The 14,944-nt window shown below is 70.4% G+C and carries 19 protein-coding genes; 16 read left to right on the top strand and 3 right to left on the bottom strand.

Annotated features, from left to right (window positions below):
* Nucleotides 1-97: 97 nt before the first annotated feature.
* Both BUR94_RS17570 and BUR94_RS17575 read left to right on the top strand, forming a co-directional pair.
* A complete protein-coding gene (locus tag BUR94_RS17570; protein WP_074257455.1) occupies nt 98-850 on the top strand; it encodes an SDR family oxidoreductase in 753 nt (250 codons plus the stop codon).
* Complete coding sequence (locus tag BUR94_RS17575; RefSeq protein ID WP_074257456.1) at nt 847-1,500, top strand: enoyl-CoA hydratase/isomerase family protein; 654 nt, start codon at nt 847-849, stop codon at nt 1,498-1,500. Before BUR94_RS17570 ends, BUR94_RS17575 begins: the two co-directional genes overlap by 4 nt.
* Here the strand turns inward: BUR94_RS17575 and BUR94_RS17580 are convergent.
* Nucleotides 1,469-1,768, bottom strand: coding sequence for an HNH endonuclease family protein (locus BUR94_RS17580; protein WP_074257457.1), 300 nt, complete (start codon nt 1,766-1,768; stop codon nt 1,469-1,471). The genes BUR94_RS17575 and BUR94_RS17580 overlap by 32 nt on opposite strands.
* Before the next feature lie 9 nt (nt 1,769-1,777).
* Here BUR94_RS17580 and BUR94_RS17585 point away from each other — a divergent pair, with 9 nt between their 5' ends.
* From BUR94_RS17585 to BUR94_RS17595, 3 genes are all read left to right on the top strand, one after another.
* The gene (locus tag BUR94_RS17585) at nt 1,778-2,968 is read left to right on the top strand and encodes a TIGR03862 family flavoprotein (protein ID WP_074257458.1); all 1,191 of its coding nucleotides are present in this window, start codon (nt 1,778-1,780) and stop codon (nt 2,966-2,968) included.
* Nucleotides 2,969-3,201: 233 nt separating this feature from the next.
* On the top strand, nt 3,202-3,336 hold the full coding sequence (locus tag BUR94_RS17590) for an aa3-type cytochrome c oxidase subunit IV (protein ID WP_074257459.1): 135 nt from the start codon (nt 3,202-3,204) through the stop codon (nt 3,334-3,336).
* A 48-nt stretch (nt 3,337-3,384) separates the two neighbouring features.
* On the top strand, nt 3,385-3,990 hold the full coding sequence (locus BUR94_RS17595; protein WP_074257460.1) for a hypothetical protein: 606 nt from the start codon (nt 3,385-3,387) through the stop codon (nt 3,988-3,990).
* Here BUR94_RS17595 and BUR94_RS17600 read toward each other — a convergent pair.
* Nucleotides 3,987-4,310, bottom strand: coding sequence for an AzlD domain-containing protein (locus tag BUR94_RS17600; RefSeq protein ID WP_074257461.1), 324 nt, complete (start codon nt 4,308-4,310; stop codon nt 3,987-3,989). The two genes, BUR94_RS17595 and BUR94_RS17600, sit on opposite strands and share 4 nt — an antisense overlap.
* A complete protein-coding gene (locus tag BUR94_RS17605; RefSeq protein WP_074257462.1) occupies nt 4,307-5,020 on the bottom strand; it encodes an AzlC family ABC transporter permease in 714 nt (237 codons plus the stop codon). Before BUR94_RS17605 ends, BUR94_RS17600 begins: the two co-directional genes overlap by 4 nt.
* Nucleotides 5,021-5,066: 46 nt before the next feature.
* Between BUR94_RS17605 and BUR94_RS17610 the strand changes: the two genes are divergently transcribed.
* The 11 genes from BUR94_RS17610 (at nt 5,067) to BUR94_RS17660 (ending at nt 14,942) form a co-directional block, all read left to right on the top strand.
* Nucleotides 5,067-5,903, top strand: coding sequence for a formate dehydrogenase accessory sulfurtransferase FdhD (locus BUR94_RS17610; protein ID WP_074257463.1), 837 nt, complete (start codon nt 5,067-5,069; stop codon nt 5,901-5,903).
* Nucleotides 5,900-6,409: a hypothetical protein gene (locus BUR94_RS20520; protein ID WP_074257464.1), complete on the top strand. Its 510-nt coding sequence runs from the start codon at nt 5,900-5,902 to the stop codon at nt 6,407-6,409. The genes BUR94_RS17610 and BUR94_RS20520 overlap by 4 nt, the downstream gene beginning before the upstream one ends.
* Complete coding sequence (locus tag BUR94_RS20525; RefSeq protein WP_074257465.1) at nt 6,406-6,936, top strand: hypothetical protein; 531 nt, start codon at nt 6,406-6,408, stop codon at nt 6,934-6,936. The genes BUR94_RS20520 and BUR94_RS20525 overlap by 4 nt, the downstream gene beginning before the upstream one ends.
* Nucleotides 6,933-7,523: a molybdenum cofactor guanylyltransferase MobA gene (gene mobA, locus BUR94_RS17625; RefSeq protein WP_074257466.1), complete on the top strand. Its 591-nt coding sequence runs from the start codon at nt 6,933-6,935 to the stop codon at nt 7,521-7,523. Before BUR94_RS20525 ends, mobA begins: the two co-directional genes overlap by 4 nt.
* Nucleotides 7,520-8,008 (top strand): molybdopterin-guanine dinucleotide biosynthesis protein B, encoded by a 489-nt coding sequence (gene mobB / locus BUR94_RS17630; RefSeq protein WP_074257467.1) that lies wholly within the window; start codon nt 7,520-7,522, stop codon nt 8,006-8,008. The genes mobA and mobB overlap by 4 nt, the downstream gene beginning before the upstream one ends.
* Before the next feature lie 10 nt (nt 8,009-8,018).
* Nucleotides 8,019-10,079, top strand: a complete 2,061-nt coding sequence (locus tag BUR94_RS17635; RefSeq protein ID WP_074257791.1) for a molybdopterin-binding protein — start codon at nt 8,019-8,021, stop codon at nt 10,077-10,079.
* Nucleotides 10,079-10,657, top strand: a complete 579-nt coding sequence (locus BUR94_RS17640; RefSeq protein ID WP_074257468.1) for a GNAT family N-acetyltransferase — start codon at nt 10,079-10,081, stop codon at nt 10,655-10,657. The genes BUR94_RS17635 and BUR94_RS17640 overlap by 1 nt, the downstream gene beginning before the upstream one ends.
* Before the next feature lie 43 nt (nt 10,658-10,700).
* A complete protein-coding gene (locus tag BUR94_RS17645) occupies nt 10,701-11,864 on the top strand; it encodes a BaiN/RdsA family NAD(P)/FAD-dependent oxidoreductase (protein WP_074257469.1) in 1,164 nt (387 codons plus the stop codon).
* Between the two features lie 84 nt (nt 11,865-11,948).
* Nucleotides 11,949-12,872, top strand: a complete 924-nt coding sequence (locus BUR94_RS17650) for a LysR family transcriptional regulator (protein ID WP_074257470.1) — start codon at nt 11,949-11,951, stop codon at nt 12,870-12,872.
* A gap of 143 nt (nt 12,873-13,015) precedes the next feature.
* On the top strand, nt 13,016-13,852 hold the full coding sequence (locus BUR94_RS17655) for a DUF481 domain-containing protein (protein ID WP_074257471.1): 837 nt from the start codon (nt 13,016-13,018) through the stop codon (nt 13,850-13,852).
* A gap of 154 nt (nt 13,853-14,006) precedes the next feature.
* The gene (locus BUR94_RS17660; protein WP_074257472.1) at nt 14,007-14,942 is read left to right on the top strand and encodes a sulfotransferase domain-containing protein; all 936 of its coding nucleotides are present in this window, start codon (nt 14,007-14,009) and stop codon (nt 14,940-14,942) included.
* The last annotated feature ends 2 nt before the right edge of the window (nt 14,943-14,944 follow it).

A 14,944-nucleotide genomic window follows, 5' to 3' on the forward strand; every position in this document is an offset into this window, starting at 1 on the left:
CCTCCCGTGCGGTGCGGGCGGGGTCAAGGCCCGGCATGGTGGACGGGAGCCACCATTGCGTTATCTCTGGGATGAAAAAATGCCGGAGGGACGGACGATGGAGATGAGCGGCAAGGTGGTGATGATCACCGGGGCGAGCCGGGGCATTGGGGCCGAGGCGGCGCGGGTGTTTGCGGCGGCGGGCGCGAAGGTGGCGCTGCTGGCCCGCAGCGAGGAGGCCGTGGCCGACCTGGCGGGCGAGCTGGGCCCGGAGGTGGCGCTGGCGATTCCCTGCGACGTGAGCCGGTTCTGGGAAGTCGCAGCCGCCGTGGAGGCCACGGTCAAAACCTTCGGGCGGCTCGACGTGCTGGTGAACAACGCGGGGATGCTCGAGCCGATCGCGCATCTGGCGGAGGCCGATCCGGAGGCCTGGTGCCAGGTCATCGACGTGAACCTGAAGGGCGTGTTCAACGGCATGCGCGCGGCTTTGCCGGTGATGCTGGGGCAGGGTGGCGGCACCATTCTCACGGTGGGATCGGGCGCGGCCCATGGCCCGGTCGAGGCCTGGTCGGCCTATTGCTCGTCGAAGGCGGGCGCGCTGATGCTGACCCGGATGGTCGACAAGGAGAACGGCGCGCAGGGCATTCGCGCGCTGTCGCTCTCGCCCGGAACGGTGGCCACGCAGATGCAGCGCGACATCAAGGCCAGCGGCATCAACCCGGTGAGCCAGCTCGACTGGTCCGACCACATTGCCCCCGACTGGCCCGCGAAGGCGCTGCTGTGGATGTGCTCGCCGGAGGCTGACGGGTTCAAGGGCGCGGAGGTCTCGCTGCGCGACGAGGAGATCCGGCGCAAGGTGGGGCTGATATGATCCGGGTTGCCGATGAGGGCGGGCTCAGGACCGTCACCATCGACCGGCCCGAAAAGGCCAACTCGCTGACGGGCGACATGCTGGAGGCGTTGGTGGAGGCGGTGGAAGGCGCGCCGGGCGGCGCGCTGGTGCTCACCGGCGAAGGCAAGGTCTTTTCGGCCGGGGCGGACCTCGACGAGGCCAGGGCCGGACTGGCGACCTCGCCGCTCTGGGAGCGGCTCTCGCATGCCGTGGCCGAGAGCGATGCGCTGACCGTGGCCGCGCTGAACGGCACGCTGGCGGGCGGTGCCTTTGGCATGGTGCTGGCCTGCGACCTGCGGATCGCGGTGCCGGGGGCGAAGTTCTTTTATCCGGTGATGAAACTGGGCTACCTGCCGCAGCCCTCCGACCCGGCGCGGCTGGCCGCGCTGGTGGGCCGGGGTCGGGCGCGGATGCTGCTGCTGGCGGCGCAGAAGATCGAGGCCGGGGAGGCCGTGGCCTGGGGCCTGGTGGACCGGCTGGCCGAGCCGGACGCGCTGATGGACGAGGCGGCGGCGCTCTGCGAGGCGGCGGTGGCGGCGGAGCCGAAGGTGCGGGCCGGGATCAAGGCGATGTGCCGGGGCGTGACGGTGCCGGGCGTCATCTCCGGCGGCGGGGACCTGCCGTCTTAGGGTTGAACTCGGGCGGGCGTTTGGCGACCCAGGCGATGAACCTGGCCAGGCGCGGATGGGCGCGGAGGGCCTCGGGGGTGGCATAGTCGCGGGCCAGCTCGGTTTCTGTCAGGGTGGCGTGGATTTCCTTGTGGCAGATGTGGTGCAGGAGCACCGTTTCGCCGCCCTTGCCGCCGCGCAGGCGCGGGACGAGGTGGTGGCGGCTTTGCGGCACGTCGGGCGGGATCGGGCGGTGGCAGAGCGGGCATTGGGGCGGCATGTCGTCCATGAGGCATAGATGGGCCGGGAGGCTGGGGTGACAACGGATGCACTGGTGATCGGGGGCGGCCCGGCGGGGCTGGCGGCGGCGGAGATGCTGGCGGCGGAGGGCCTGCGCGTGCTGCTGGCCGAGGCCAAGCCCTCGGTGGGCCGCAAGCTGCTGATGGCCGGCAAGTCCGGGCTGAACCTGACGAAGGAGGAAGAGGGCTTTTGCGCGGCCTTCGGGACCGACTGGCTGGCGCCGATGCTGGCGCTTTTCGGCCCGGCGGAGGCGCGCGCCTGGGCCGAAGGCTTGGGGCAGGAGACCTTCGTGGGCTCGACGGGGCGGGTGTTTCCGCGCGCGATGAAGGCCTCGCCGCTGCTCCGGGCCTGGATCGGGCGGCTGGCGGGCGTGGAGGTGCGGGTGCGGTGGCGCTGGCGCGGCTGGGAGGGCGGCGCTGCCCTGTTCGACACGCCCGAAGGGGAGCAGCGCGTGGAGGCCGGGGTGACGGTGCTGGCGCTGGGCGGGGCAAGCTGGGCGCGGCTCGGTTCGGACGGCGCATGGGCCGGGGTGCTGGCGGCGGAGGGCGTGGAGCTGGCTCCGTTTCGGCCCGCCAACATGGGGTTCGAGGTGGCATGGTCACCGCATATGGCGGCCCATTTTGGCAGCCCGGTGAAGGGTGCGCGGCTGGTGGCCGGGGCGGCAGAGAGCCGGGGCGAGTTCGTGGTGTCGGCGCGGGGGCTGGAGGGCGGCGGGATCTACGAGGTGTCGGCGGCCCTGCGCGATGGGGCGCCGCTGGTGCTGGACCTGCTGCCGGAGGTGCCCCGCGAGGAGGTCGAGGCGCGGCTGGCGAAGGGGGGGCGCGAGAGCGTGGGCAACCGGCTGCGCAAGCGGCTGGGGCTCGGCGACGTGGCGCGGGCGCTGGTGATGGAGTTCGGACGGCCCTTGCCGGAGGGCGCGGCGCTGGCCGGGGTGGTGAAGGCGCTGCCGGTGACGCATGCCGGGCCGAGGCCGATGGACGAGGCGATCTCGGTGGCGGGCGGGGTGACGCGGGCGGCTGTGGACGAAGGCTTGATGCTGCGGGCGAGGCCGGGCGTGTTCGTGGCGGGCGAGATGCTGGACTGGGAGGCGCCGACGGGGGGCTACCTGCTGACCGGCTGCCTCGCCACGGGGCGCTGGGCCGGGGCACATGCGGCGCGCTACCTCGCGCAGACTCAAGATGTAGAGTAGTCGTGCCGAAGCGTGCCTGCCTGGGATGGGTCCCCACCTGATGTTGGGGATCGGCCGCTTCGGCACGCGAAACCTAGCAACGCACGAAAGCGTGAGTCAACCCTGCGATGCGTGGGGGCCCAGGACTGAGGCCCTGCGCCGATTTGCCCGGCCCGTGCAGGCGCGCGGCATCTTTACCGCGACCCGCCCTTTGCGCTATGGCCGGGGGCGGAACGAAAATTCGGGAGACACCCATGGCCGAGCACAAGCAGGGCGAAATGGACATCAGCGTTCAGGAATCCACCTTCAACGGGTTCATGAGCTTCGTGACCAAGTCTGTGGTGGTGATCCTGGTGTTTCTCGTGTTCCTCGCTCTGGTCAACGGCTGACGAGCGGGTAAACTCCCCCCTGCTGGAGGCGGGGAGGAGACCGACCTGATGAGACGTGCGATGGCTCTGCTGCTTCTGCCGCTTTGGCTGGCGGGATGTGGCGGGGCGGAGCCTGTCTGGGCACCGGATGACCAGGTGGCGCGGGCGATCTACCGCCACCCGGCGCCGCCGTCGCTGACCCTCGTGACGATGATCAACAACGAGAGCGGGGCCGGTGGGCACACCGCTCTGGTGGTGAACGGCAGCCAGCGGGTGATCTTTGACCCGGCGGGCAGCTTCAGCAACCCCAACGTGCCGGAGCGCAACGACGTGGTGATCGGGGCCGATCCGCGGGTGATGGCCTTCTATATCGACTACCACGCCCGGCCCGAGTGGCGGGTGATCACCCAGGAGGTGCGGGTCAGCCCCGAGGTCGCCCAGCGGGCGCTGGCGCTGGTGCAGACCAACGGCGCGGTGAAGAAGGCGCATTGCGCGAGGTCCACGACGGCGATCCTGCGCCAGTTGCCCGGCTTCGGCCATGTCCGCCAGACCTGGTATCCCAAGGAGGTGATGGAGGATTTCGCCCGGGTGCCGGGGGTGCGGACCGAGGAGTTCGTCGATCCGGTCGAGGACGAGCCGGGCTATGTGGAACCCAACCCCAGGTTCTACCGCTAAAGCCCCAGCGCCGCCGCGCCGTAGAACACCACGAGGCCGGCGAGGATGGCGAAGAGGAGAGACTTGCTGCGCCAGCCTACCAGCACGGTGGCCAGCGCGGCCAGGAGGCGGGCCGGGTCGGCTGTGCCGTCTGTCGCCGCGGGCCAGGCCAGCATGGGCGCGACCAGCGCGGGCAGAACGGCGAAGGGGGTGTAGCGCAGGTAGCGCAGCAGGGCGGGCGGCAGGGGGCGGTTTCCTGTCAGGCCGATGAAGCTGAAGCGGATCAGGAAGGTGCCCACCGCCAGCGCGGCGATGATGAGCCAGACGGGATAGCCACTCATGCCCGCGCCCTCCGGTCCAGCGCCTTCTCGGCCTCGGCCCCGGCCACCATGCCGAGGATCCCGGCGGCGATCACCCCGGTGGAAAAGGGCATCCAGGCCAGAAGCAGCGAAGCGACCAGCGCCACGAAGGCGGCGGCCATGTGGGCGGGCGTGCGCAGGCCCGGCGCGACGATGGCGAGGAAGGCCAGCGGCACCGCCACGTCGAGCGACCAGCTCTCGGGGATCGCCTGACCGGCCAGCGCGCCCGCCAGAGTGCCGAGATACCACATTGGCGCGACCGGAGTGATGCTGCCGAGGAAATAGGCAACCTTGGTGGCCACGGTCCACTCGGGCTCTTCTTCATACTTCAGCACCGAGGCGGCATAGCTCTGGTCGACCAGAAGGTAGCTGATGAGCGCCCGCTGCCAGAGCGGCGCGGAGCCGACATGGGGGGCCATGGAAGCGGAATACATCGCCATGCGGGCGTTCACCGCGAGCGCCGTGGCCAGCACGATCACGGTGGGCGCGTTGTCCTGCATCAGCTGGAGTGCGGTGATCTGGGCGCCGCCCGCGATCACCAGCACCGAAAAGCCCATCACCTCGACCAGGTTGAGCCCGGCCTCCATGCCGATGACGCCGAAGATCGCCCCGAAGGGGATGACGACGATCAGGAAGGGCAGGCCCGCGCGGAAGCCCGCGGCATAGGCCTTTTTCGGTGTGGTGGATGGCATCGGGGGCCTCTAGCATGGGCCGGAGGTTGGCCCGGCGGGGGAGAGGATGGCAGTAAACTTGAGCGCGTCAAGTAATTACCTGGTGGCTCCTGACACCACCGCGAAGGGGCTGACCCGCGCCGTGACGGGGCGCGACCAGGAGGGGCGCGAGGTGGAGATGCGGGTGGTCGAGGAACGGCCGCTGACGATCTATCTCAACCGCACCGAGATCGTGACCGCGATGACCATCGGCGACCATCCGGAGCTGCTGGCGATGGGATTCCTCGCCAACCAGGGGATGCTCAGGGCCGACGAGCTGGCGGGCGTGGATTATGACGACGACCTCGGCGTGGTGGTGGTGCGCACAAGCGCGGAGACGGACTACGAGGCGAAGCTCGCCAAAAAGGTGCGCACCAGCGGCTGCGCGGTGGGCACCGTCTTTGGCGACATGATGGAGGGGCTGGAGGGGCTGCGGCTGCCCGATACGCGGGTGAAGGTGGCCGACCTCTACGCGCTGGCGAAGGAGATCAACACCACGCCGAGCCTCTACCTGGAGGCGGGCGCGATCCATGGCACGGTGCTCTGCGAAGGGCCGAGGCCGCTGGTCTACATGGAGGACGTGGGCCGCCATAACGCGGTCGACAAGGTGGCGGGCTGGATGCTGCGGGAGGCTGCGGAGGCGGGCGACAAGGTGCTTTACACCACCGGGCGGCTGACCAGCGAGATGGTGATCAAATGCGCCCTGATGGGCATTCCGGCGCTGGTCAGCCGTTCGGGGTTTACCGCCTGGGGCGTGGAGATCGCCCGGCAGGTCGGGCTGACGCTGATCGGGCGGATGCGCGGAGAGCGGTTTGTGTGCCTTTCGGGGGCGGAGCGGTTGCTCTGGCCGGAGGGCGCGGAATGACCGAGCCGATCGAGATGGACTGCCGGCTCGACCGGCGGGCGTTCAGGCAAGCCCTCGACCACAGCGAGCGGCGCGGGCTGCGGCTGGTGCTGCCGCTCGCCAGATGGGCGGTGATCCTGGCCGTGGCGGCGCTGATGCTGAAGGCCGATTGGGGGCTGCCGCCCGAGGCTGCGATGGTCTTCGTGCTCGGTGCGGCGATCTGGGCCGGAATGGACCGGATCCTGCATGCGCAGGCCCGGGCGGCGGCGATCGACGAGGCGCTGCGGCAACAGGCGCAGGACGGCGGCTATCGGCTGCGCTTCGGGCCGGAGGGGCTGCGGCACGAAGGGCGGACCAGATCCATCACCGGCACATGGGACAGCTACCTGGGCGCGGAGCCTGCGCCGGGCGCGACGGCGGTGAGGATGGCCGGCATCATGATCTGGATTCTCGACGAGCACCTGCCGGACGGCCTGAACCCCGAGGCGTTTCGCGCCGCGCTCGACCGCTGGAAGGCGGCGGGATGAGCGCGATCGAATGTCGATACCGCGTGTCTTCGGCGCTGATGGCGGCGGCGATACGGGCCGGCGCGGAGGGCAAGGGCCGCAAGCCGCGCCCCGGCTGGTGGCCGGGCTTCATGGCGGGGCTGTGCATTGCGGGCGGGCTCACGCTGGCAGTTCTGCTGCAGGGCTCGGGCGTGGAGGTGCCGTGGCAGCCGATCCTTGGCTTCGGGCTTGGCGCGGCGACGGTGCTTGGCGTCTGGCAGCTCACCTACAGCCGCCAGCTGCGCCGGATCATGGCGGAACATGACGCGGCGGCGGCGGCGGCGGGCGAGATCGTCAGCCGGTTCGGCCCGGAGGGGATAGAGACCCGCACGGCGCTTGGGCAGAGCTTCAATCACTGGGGCGGGGTCGGGGCCGTTCACGAGATCCCGGGCGGCACGGCGGTGCAAATGGGCCTGATGACGATGCCGGTGCCCGACAGCGCATTGCCCCGGGGCATGACCGGCCGGGTGTTTCGGGCCGCCCTCGATGGCTGGAGAGGACCGGCATGAAGGTGGCGGGCGTGATCCTTGCCGGAGGCCAGGCGACCCGGATGGGCGGCGGCGACAAGGGGATGTTGCGGCTCGGCGGGGTCAGGCTGCTGGACCGGGTGACCGGGCGGTTGAGGCCGCAGGTCGAGACGATGTGCCTGAACGCGAATGGCGATCCGGCCCGGTTTGCCGGGCTGGGGCTGCCGGTGGTGGCCGATCCGGTGGGCGGCTTTGCCGGGCCGCTGGCGGGGGTGTTGGCGGGGATGCGTTGGGCCGGGGCGCAGGGGTTTGGCCAGGTGGTGAGCGTGGCGGCGGATACGCCGTTCTTTCCGCCCGACCTGGTGGAGCGGCTGATCGCCGCCGGGGGCGGCTCTTCGCCCGTGCTGGCCGCCGTGCGCGAGGCCGGGCGGGTGCGGCGGCAGCCGACCTTCGGGCTCTGGCCGGTGGCGCTGGCCGACGACCTGGAGGCGGCCCTGCACGAGGGCCTGCGCAAGGTGGTGCAATGGACCGAGAGGCATGACGGGCGGGAGGTGATGTTTGGCTCGTCGGACGCCTTCTTCAACGTGAACACGCCGGAAGACCTGGCCCGCGCGGAGCTGATGCTGTGAGGGTGTTCGGCGTTGTCGGCTGGAAGAACTCCGGCAAGACCGGGCTGATGGAGCGGCTGGTGGCGGAGATCACCGCGCGAGGCTTCAGCGTGAGCACCGTGAAGCACGCGCATCATGCCTTTGACGTGGACCAGCCGGGGAAGGACAGCTTTCGGCATCGCGCCGCCGGGGCGCGGGAGGTGCTGGTGGCGAGTGGCGCGCGCTGGGCGCTGATGCACGAGGGGCCCGCGCCGGAGCTGGAGGCCCTGCTGGCGCGGCTCGGCCCGGTGGACCTGGTGCTGGTGGAGGGGTTCAAGCGCGCGGGCCACGCCCGGATCGAGGCGCATCGGGCGGCGACGGGCGCGGGGCTGCTGGCGCGGGAGGATGCGGGGATCGTGGCGGTGGCGAGCGACGTGCCGGTGGAGGTTGCGGTGCCGGTGTTCGACCTGGACGACACCGGGGCGATTGCCGATTTCGTGCTGCGGGAGGTCGGGCTCGGTGTTTGACAGCTTCGTCATGGTAGACTGGTCGGGCGGCGCGGATCGGGGGCCGAGGCCGAAGAAGGATGCCATCTGGATCGGCATCGCGGGTCGGGCGGCGGAGTATTGCCGCAACCGCAGCGTGGCGGAGGCACGGCTGCGGGAGCTTATCGCGGGCGAGCTTGCCGAAGGGCGGAGGGTGATGGTCGGGTTCGACTTTCCGTTCGGCTATCCGGCGGGGTTTGCGCGGGCGGTCTGCGGTGAGGACGATCCGCTGGCGCTGTGGGACTGGATCGGGGCGCGGCTGGAGGACCGGGGCGGGGAGAGCAACCGGTTCGACCTGGCGGGGGAGATCAACCGCGCCGTCGGCGATGGCCAGGGGCCGTTCTGGGGCAACGGGCTGAAGCGGGAGATCGCCGGGCTGCCGAGGCGGAAGGACGGGTATCGCAACCCCTTCCCCGAGCGTCGCGCGGTGGAGCGGCTGGCCAGGGGGGCGTTCACCTGCTGGCAGATGAGCGGGGCCGGATCGGTGGGCAGCCAGGTGCTGACCGGGCTGCCGGTGCTGGCGCGGTTGCGCAAGGCGGTGGGGGCGAAGGTCTGGCCGTTCGAGCCGCTCGACGGGCCGGTGGCGCTGGTGGAGATCTGGCCGTCGCTGGTGCTGCCGCCGAAGGCCGCGCGCGACGAGATCCCGGACCGGGAGCAGGTGACACATGTGGCGGAGCGGCTGGCGGGGATGGCGCCGGAGGTGCTGGCGGAGTTGCTGGAGGTGCACGCGCCGGAGGAGGGGTGGATCCTTGGCGTGGCGCAGGACGGGACGACGAGCCCTGCCCTGCGCGGCTTGCAGCCACAGGCCTTGCGAAACGACTGCTTTGCCCTGCCCGCCGGGGTGGACTGGGTGCCGGTGGACGAGGCGCTGGCGCGGCTGAAGGGCTCGCTGGGCGTGGCGGTGGGCACGGAGGTGGTGCCCATTGGCGCGGCGGCGGGGCGGATCGTGGCGGCCACGATCAAGGCGGAGCGGGCCAACCCGCCGGGTGCCAATGCGGCGGTGGACGGCTGGGGCTTTGCCCATGGCGGATTGCCCGCGCCGGACGCGGGCGGGCGGATCGAGATGCCGATGGCCGAGGGCCGCGCGGCGGCGGGGGTGCCGTTCGACGGGGCGGTGCCGGCGGGCAGGGTGCTGCGGATCCTGACCGGGGCCTTGCTGCCGGAGGGCGTTGATACCGTGGTGCTGGACGAGGAGGTTACGACCGACGGGGTGCAGGTGGCGTTCAGCGGCCTGCCCCGGCCCCGCGCCAACACGCGCAAGGCGGGGGAGGATGTGGCGGCGCGGGATGTGCTTTTCGAGGCGGGGCACCGGCTCAGGGCGCCGGATGTGGCGCTGATCGCGGCGACGGGGGTGGCGCGCGTGCCGGTGCACAGGCAGCTCCGGGTCGGCGTGCTGTCGACCGGGGAGGAGATCGTGGAGCCGGGCACGGCGGCGGGCGCGCAGCACACCTATGATGCCAACCGGCCGATGCTGCTGGCCATGGCGGGCGGCTGGGGCCACGCGGCGGTGGACCTCGGGCGGGTGGGCGATGACCGCGATGCGCTGCGCTCCGCGCTGGACGAGGCGGAGGTGGATGTGATCCTGACCTCGGGCGGCGCCTCGGCGGGGGATGAGGACCATCTTTCGGCGCTCCTGCGCGAGGAGGGCGACCTCACCGCATGGCGGATCGCGCTGAAGCCGGGGCGGCCGCTGGCACTGGGGCGCTGGCATGGCGTGCCGCTCTTCGGCCTGCCGGGCAACCCGGTGGCGGCGCTGGTGACGGCGGCGCTCTTCGCCCGGCCCGCGCTGGAGGTGCTGGCGGGCGGGCGCTGGCTGGAGCCGGAGGGCTTTGCCGTGCCTGCGGCCTTCGAAAAGCGCAAGAAGCCGGGGCGGCGGGAGTATCTGCGGGCGCGGCTCGGCCCGGCGGGCGTGGAGGTCTTTGCCTCCGAAGGCTCGGGGCGGATCAGCGGCTTGAGCTGGGCCGGCGGGCTGGTGGAGCTGCCGGACGGGGCGCTGGAGGTGAAGCGGGGCGACATGGTGCGGTTCATCCCCTATGCCGCGCTCGGGCTCTGATGGAGGTCCGCGCAGGCTTCGACCCGGCGCACAGGGAAGCGGTGGCGCGGCTGTTCTGGGCTGCGTTCCGGGGCAAGCTGGGCCGCATCCTCTGGCCGGAGCGCAAGGCGCTGGCGTTCATCGCCGCGATCGTCCAGCCGCGCTTTGCCCTCTCGGCGGTGGAAGACGGCAGGCTGCTGGGGGTGGCGGGGTTCAAGCTGCCCGAGGGCGGCTTCATGGCCGGGAATCTTGCCGACATGGCGCGGCACTACGGCTGGCTCGGCGCAGCCTGGCGCGGGCCGTTGCTGGACCTTTTCGAGCGGGACCTGGTTGCGGGGCAGCTGCTGATGGACGGGATCTTTGTGGCCGAGGGCGCGCGCGGGCGCGGCGTGGGCACGGCGCTGATCGGGGCGATCATGGCAGAGGCGGCGGCGCGGGGCTGCGGCGAGGTGCGGCTCGACGTGGTGGAGGGCAACGAGAGGGCGCGGAGGCTCTACGAGCGCTGCGGCTTCGTCGCGCGGGGCGAGGTGCGGGCGGGGCTGCTTGCGCCGGTGCTGGGGTTTCGGCGGGCGGTGACAATGGTGGCGGCGGTGGAGTGAGTGGTGGCTTTCACCCACCCTGCGGAAGGTTTAGAGCGCCGGCATGGACTACGATGTGATCATTCTGGGCGCGGGTGGCGCAGGCCTGATGGCGGCGGCCACCGCCGGGCAGGCCGGGGCGCGGGTGCTGCTCATCGACCATGCCGAGAAGGCGGGCAAGAAGATCCTGATCTCGGGCGGGGGGCGCTGCAATTTCACCAACCTCGGCATCGAGCCGGGGTGCTACCTGTCGGAGAACCTGCATTTCGCCAAGTCGGCGCTCAGCCGCTACACCCAGTGGGATTTCATCGACCTCGTTCAGCGGCACGGGATCGCCTGGCACGAGAAGACGCTGGGGCAGCTCTTTTGCGACGGCTCGGCCCGACAGATCGTCGCGATGCTGGAGGCGGAATGTGCGAAGGGCGGGGTGGAGACCCGGCTGGGCGTGAGTGCCACCGCGGTGCGGCACCGGGACGGGCGCTTCGAGGTGGCGGGCGCGGCGGCGCCGAGGCTGATCGTGGCGACCGGGGGCCCGTCGATCCCGAAGATGGGGGCGACGGGGCGGGCCTACGAGATTGCCCGGCAGTTCGGGCTGGAGGTGGTGGAGCCGCGCCCGGCGCTGGTGCCCTTCACCCTGCCCGAGAGCGACCGGCTCTTCACCACCATCGCGGGGGTGGCGGTGCCCTCGGTGGCCAGGGTGAACGGGGTCTCCTTCGAGGAGGCGACGCTCTTTACCCATCGCGGGCTGTCGGGCCCGGCGATCCTGCAGGTGTCGAGCTACTGGCGCGCGGGCGATGCGGTGCGGCTGAACGTGCTGCCCGGCGCGCTGGAGCGGCTGAAGGCAGCGCGGGCGAAATCTCCGCGGGCGGGGCTGAAGGCGGCGCTGGCGGAGCACCTGCCGGCAAGGCTGGCAGAGGCGCTGGCGGCGCGGGTGGGGCTGGCGACCGAGATGGGCAACGCCTCGGACGCCGAGCTGGCGCGGGCGGCCGCGGTGCTGGAAGGGCTTGAGTTCGTGCCCGACGGGACCGAGGGCTATGCCAAGGCCGAGGTGACGGCGGGGGGTGTTTCGACCGCCGAGCTTTCAAGCAAGACGATGGAGGCGAAGGCGGTGCCGGGGCTCCATTTCATTGGCGAGGCGGTGGATGTGACGGGCTGGCTGGGGGGCTACAACTTTCAATGGGCCTGGGCGAGTGGCGTGGCGGCGGGGCAGGCGGTGGCCGCGCGCTAGCCCCGGTGTGACATGCCGTGCCAAGGCTTGCGCCGCCGGGCCGGGTGATTCACGGTTGCGGGAGCCGCCCGGAAGGAGTGCTCGATGGACATCAACCTGATCCGCACCTTCCTGGAGGTGGCCGCCACCGGCTCCTTCGTGAACGCCAGCGAACGGCTTTTCGTGACGCAATCGGCGGTCAGCCTGCGGATTCAGCGGCTGGAGGACTCGCTGGGCAAGCCGCTGTTCACCCGCTCGAAGGCCGGTGCGGAGCTGACCCCGGCGGGGCGGGAGTTCGAGCGCTATGCCCTCTCGCTGATCAAGATCTGGGAGGAGGCGCGCCAGCAGATCGGGGTGCCGGAGGGCTACTCCAAGTCGATCACCGTGGGCGCGCAATACTCGCTCTGGCCAAGGCTCGGGTTTCGCTGGCTGGACCGGATGCAGGCCGACATGCCCACGCTCAACGTGCGGGCCGAGCTGGGAATGCCCGACCGGCTCACGCGGTTCCTGGTGGAGGGCGTGGTGCAGGCGGCGCTGATGTACACGCCGCAGCTGCGCCCCGGCCTGAGCGCGCGGCTGGTGATGGAGGAAGACCTCGTGCTCGTCGCCTCCTGGGAGGCGGAAATGGAAGATATTGCCAAGGATTACGTTTTTGTCGACTGGGGGCCGGAGTTCGTGCACGCCCATGCGCTGGAGCTTCCCGACCTGACGAACCCCGGCATCACGCTGTCGCTGGGCGCGATGGCGGCGGACTATATCGCCCAGCGGCACAAGGCGGCCTACCTGCCTGCACGCTACATCAAGCGATTCCTCGACGAGGGGCGGCTGCACCTCGTTCCGAACGCGCCGACCTTTCCCTACCCGGTCTGGGTGATCTGGCGCGACGACCTCGACGACGACATTCACGCCGTCGCCGAGGCGGCACTTGTTGCGGTTACGACACAGTTGGATGCCGATCAGGATGCGGTCCTCGAGACGCTGGCCGGCATGAACAACGGCCAGGGCGTGGGAATTCTCGGGAATCATTGAAGATTATTTTCACATGAGCGAATCTCGTTTCATGCATGATTATTCCGAACTTCACTCACGAATCGCGGTTGCCTAAGTCCCGTTCCAGCAGAAATGCTCCCCTCCGCTGCGGATGGGAAACATGATCCTGGAAAGGAAAACACATGGAAAAAGCAACGAAACTCGGTGCTGGCATCGTCACCCTGGTCGCGGCGCTCTCCGCGACTTCCGCGTTTGCCCAGGACCTCGTCGGTGGCACCTCTGTCGCCGCCGAGCGCAACGAAGATCTGATCGAGGCGATCGAGGATGACGCCGAGCGCGATATCGACCGGTTCGGCAACGAAGGCCGCCCGCAGGGCTTTACCGGCTCCTTCGCGCTGCGCGGCATCGCCTCCTCGGGCAACACTGACAGCCTCGACCTCGGCGTCGGCACCGACCTCGGCTACGTTTGGGGCCAGAACGGCCTCGAGCTGAACCTCAGCTACGCATATGGCGAAGATGAGGGCGTGAAGACCGAAGAGAGCATGTTCTACGGGCTCGAGTACACCCGCGACTTCACCCCCAACACCTTCGGTTTTGCCAAGGTGCAGGGCTCGGTCGACGAGTTCTCGTCCTACAAGACCGACACCTTCGCCAGCTTCGGCGTGGGCTACCGGATCTTCAACGACGACACCCGCCAGTGGTCGATCCAGGCCGGTCCGGGCTACCGTTTCGCCGAGCTGAACGACCTCACCTCGGGTGACGTGGACGAGGCCGCCTTCGGGATCTCCTCGGACTATGCCCACAAGCTGACCGAGACGCTCTACCTGACCATGGACACCGACGTGATCACCTCGGAGTCCGACACGGTGGTGTTCAACGACCTCGCCCTCAGCGTGGCCGTCTCCAAGGCCCTCGCCCTGCGGACCTCGGTGCTCACCGAGTACCACAGCGATCCGCTGCCGGGCTTCGACGACACCGACAACACCTTCGGCGTGTCGCTGGTCTACTCGTTCAACTGAGCCACGATTTCCCTCGTGCATTGACGGAAGGGGGCGGAGCAATCCGCCCCTTTTTTGCCTGTGCGGCACCGTGGCGGCGGCCCCGCGCCCCTGCTTCCGCCGGGCCGGGGATCTGCTTAGGCTGCGCCTGAAGAGGCAACGAAGAGGAGCCCGCATGACGGAAAGAAGGCTTTACCTTGGCCCGCTTACGGACAGCCGGCGGTGGGAGGCGGTGGCGATCCGCCCGGATGACGTGATCGTGGTGACGCCGCCCAAGTGCGGAACGACCTGGATGCAGACGATCATCGCGCTGCTCCTGTCAGGTGATCCGGAGGTCGAGACAGAGCTCTCGATCCGGATGCCCTGGGTCGACATCCGCTTGCGTGATCTCGCGGAGGTGGCGGCGCGGCTGGAGGGCATGGCCCATCGGCGCAGCATGAAGAGCCACACGCCGATCGACGGGCTGCCGCTGGACGATCGTGCGCAGTATATCGCCGTGTTCCGGCACCCGCTGGATGCGCATTTCTCGTTTCGCGCCCACCTGCACAACACGCCGCTGCGCTGGTTCGATCATTGGTATCCCGAGCCCGACCCGGAGGGGGTGACCTTTCGGCGGTTTCTCGACGGCGGCCCGGAGGGGTTTGACGCCGACGCGATGCCGCTGGCCCACATCCTGCGGCATTACGAGGCGGCCCGGGCCGTGGCGGACCGGCCCAACGTGGCGCTTTTTCACTACGCCGACATGCAGCGCGACCTTGCGGGCACCTTCGCCCGGGTGGCGGGGCTGCTGGGGGTGTCACATTCGGAAGAGGTGATGGCCCGGCTGGTGCGGCAGGCCACCTTCGACAACATGAAGGCGAACGCCGAGCGATTCTGCCCGTCGGGCGGCAAGGGGTTCTTCCGGTCGGACGCGGGGTTCTTCGACAGCGGGACGAGCGGCAAGTGGCAGGGTGTGCTGACCGAGGCGGAGCTGGCGGCCTACGACGCGCGCATGGAGGCAGAGCTGGCGCCGGGGGCGCGGGCGTGGCTGGAGTTCGGCGACGGCGACGGCGACGGCGACGGCGACGGCGACGGCGACAGCGACGGCGAGGCGGGCACGGCGGCGCGCTGAGG

This window comes from Vannielia litorea (assembly GCF_900142295.1).
Classification (GTDB): domain Bacteria; phylum Pseudomonadota; class Alphaproteobacteria; order Rhodobacterales; family Rhodobacteraceae; genus Vannielia; species Vannielia litorea.

Bases quoted from the DNA above. Each gene is read 5' to 3' on its own strand.
- BUR94_RS17570 (WP_074257455.1), top strand. From the start codon at position 98: ATGGAGATGAGCGGCAAGGTGGTGATGATCACCGGGGCGAGCCGGGGC.
- BUR94_RS17575 (WP_074257456.1), top strand. From the start codon at position 847: ATGATCCGGGTTGCCGATGAGGGCGGGCTCAGGACCGTCACCATCGAC.
- BUR94_RS17580 (WP_074257457.1), bottom strand. From the start codon at position 1,768: ATGGACGACATGCCGCCCCAATGCCCGCTCTGCCACCGCCCGATCCCG.
- BUR94_RS17585 (WP_074257458.1), top strand. From the start codon at position 1,778: ATGGGCCGGGAGGCTGGGGTGACAACGGATGCACTGGTGATCGGGGGC.
- BUR94_RS17590 (WP_074257459.1), top strand. From the start codon at position 3,202: ATGGCCGAGCACAAGCAGGGCGAAATGGACATCAGCGTTCAGGAATCC.
- BUR94_RS17595 (WP_074257460.1), top strand. From the start codon at position 3,385: ATGAGACGTGCGATGGCTCTGCTGCTTCTGCCGCTTTGGCTGGCGGGA.
- BUR94_RS17600 (WP_074257461.1), bottom strand. From the start codon at position 4,310: ATGAGTGGCTATCCCGTCTGGCTCATCATCGCCGCGCTGGCGGTGGGC.
- BUR94_RS17605 (WP_074257462.1), bottom strand. From the start codon at position 5,020: ATGCCATCCACCACACCGAAAAAGGCCTATGCCGCGGGCTTCCGCGCG.
- BUR94_RS17610 (WP_074257463.1), top strand. From the start codon at position 5,067: ATGGCAGTAAACTTGAGCGCGTCAAGTAATTACCTGGTGGCTCCTGAC.
- BUR94_RS20520 (WP_074257464.1), top strand. From the start codon at position 5,900: ATGACCGAGCCGATCGAGATGGACTGCCGGCTCGACCGGCGGGCGTTC.
- BUR94_RS20525 (WP_074257465.1), top strand. From the start codon at position 6,406: ATGAGCGCGATCGAATGTCGATACCGCGTGTCTTCGGCGCTGATGGCG.
- mobA (WP_074257466.1), top strand. From the start codon at position 6,933: ATGAAGGTGGCGGGCGTGATCCTTGCCGGAGGCCAGGCGACCCGGATG.
- BUR94_RS17635 (WP_074257791.1), top strand. From the start codon at position 8,019: ATGGTAGACTGGTCGGGCGGCGCGGATCGGGGGCCGAGGCCGAAGAAG.
- BUR94_RS17640 (WP_074257468.1), top strand. From the start codon at position 10,079: ATGGAGGTCCGCGCAGGCTTCGACCCGGCGCACAGGGAAGCGGTGGCG.
- BUR94_RS17645 (WP_074257469.1), top strand. From the start codon at position 10,701: ATGGACTACGATGTGATCATTCTGGGCGCGGGTGGCGCAGGCCTGATG.
- BUR94_RS17650 (WP_074257470.1), top strand. From the start codon at position 11,949: ATGGACATCAACCTGATCCGCACCTTCCTGGAGGTGGCCGCCACCGGC.
- BUR94_RS17655 (WP_074257471.1), top strand. From the start codon at position 13,016: ATGGAAAAAGCAACGAAACTCGGTGCTGGCATCGTCACCCTGGTCGCG.
- BUR94_RS17660 (WP_074257472.1), top strand. From the start codon at position 14,007: ATGACGGAAAGAAGGCTTTACCTTGGCCCGCTTACGGACAGCCGGCGG.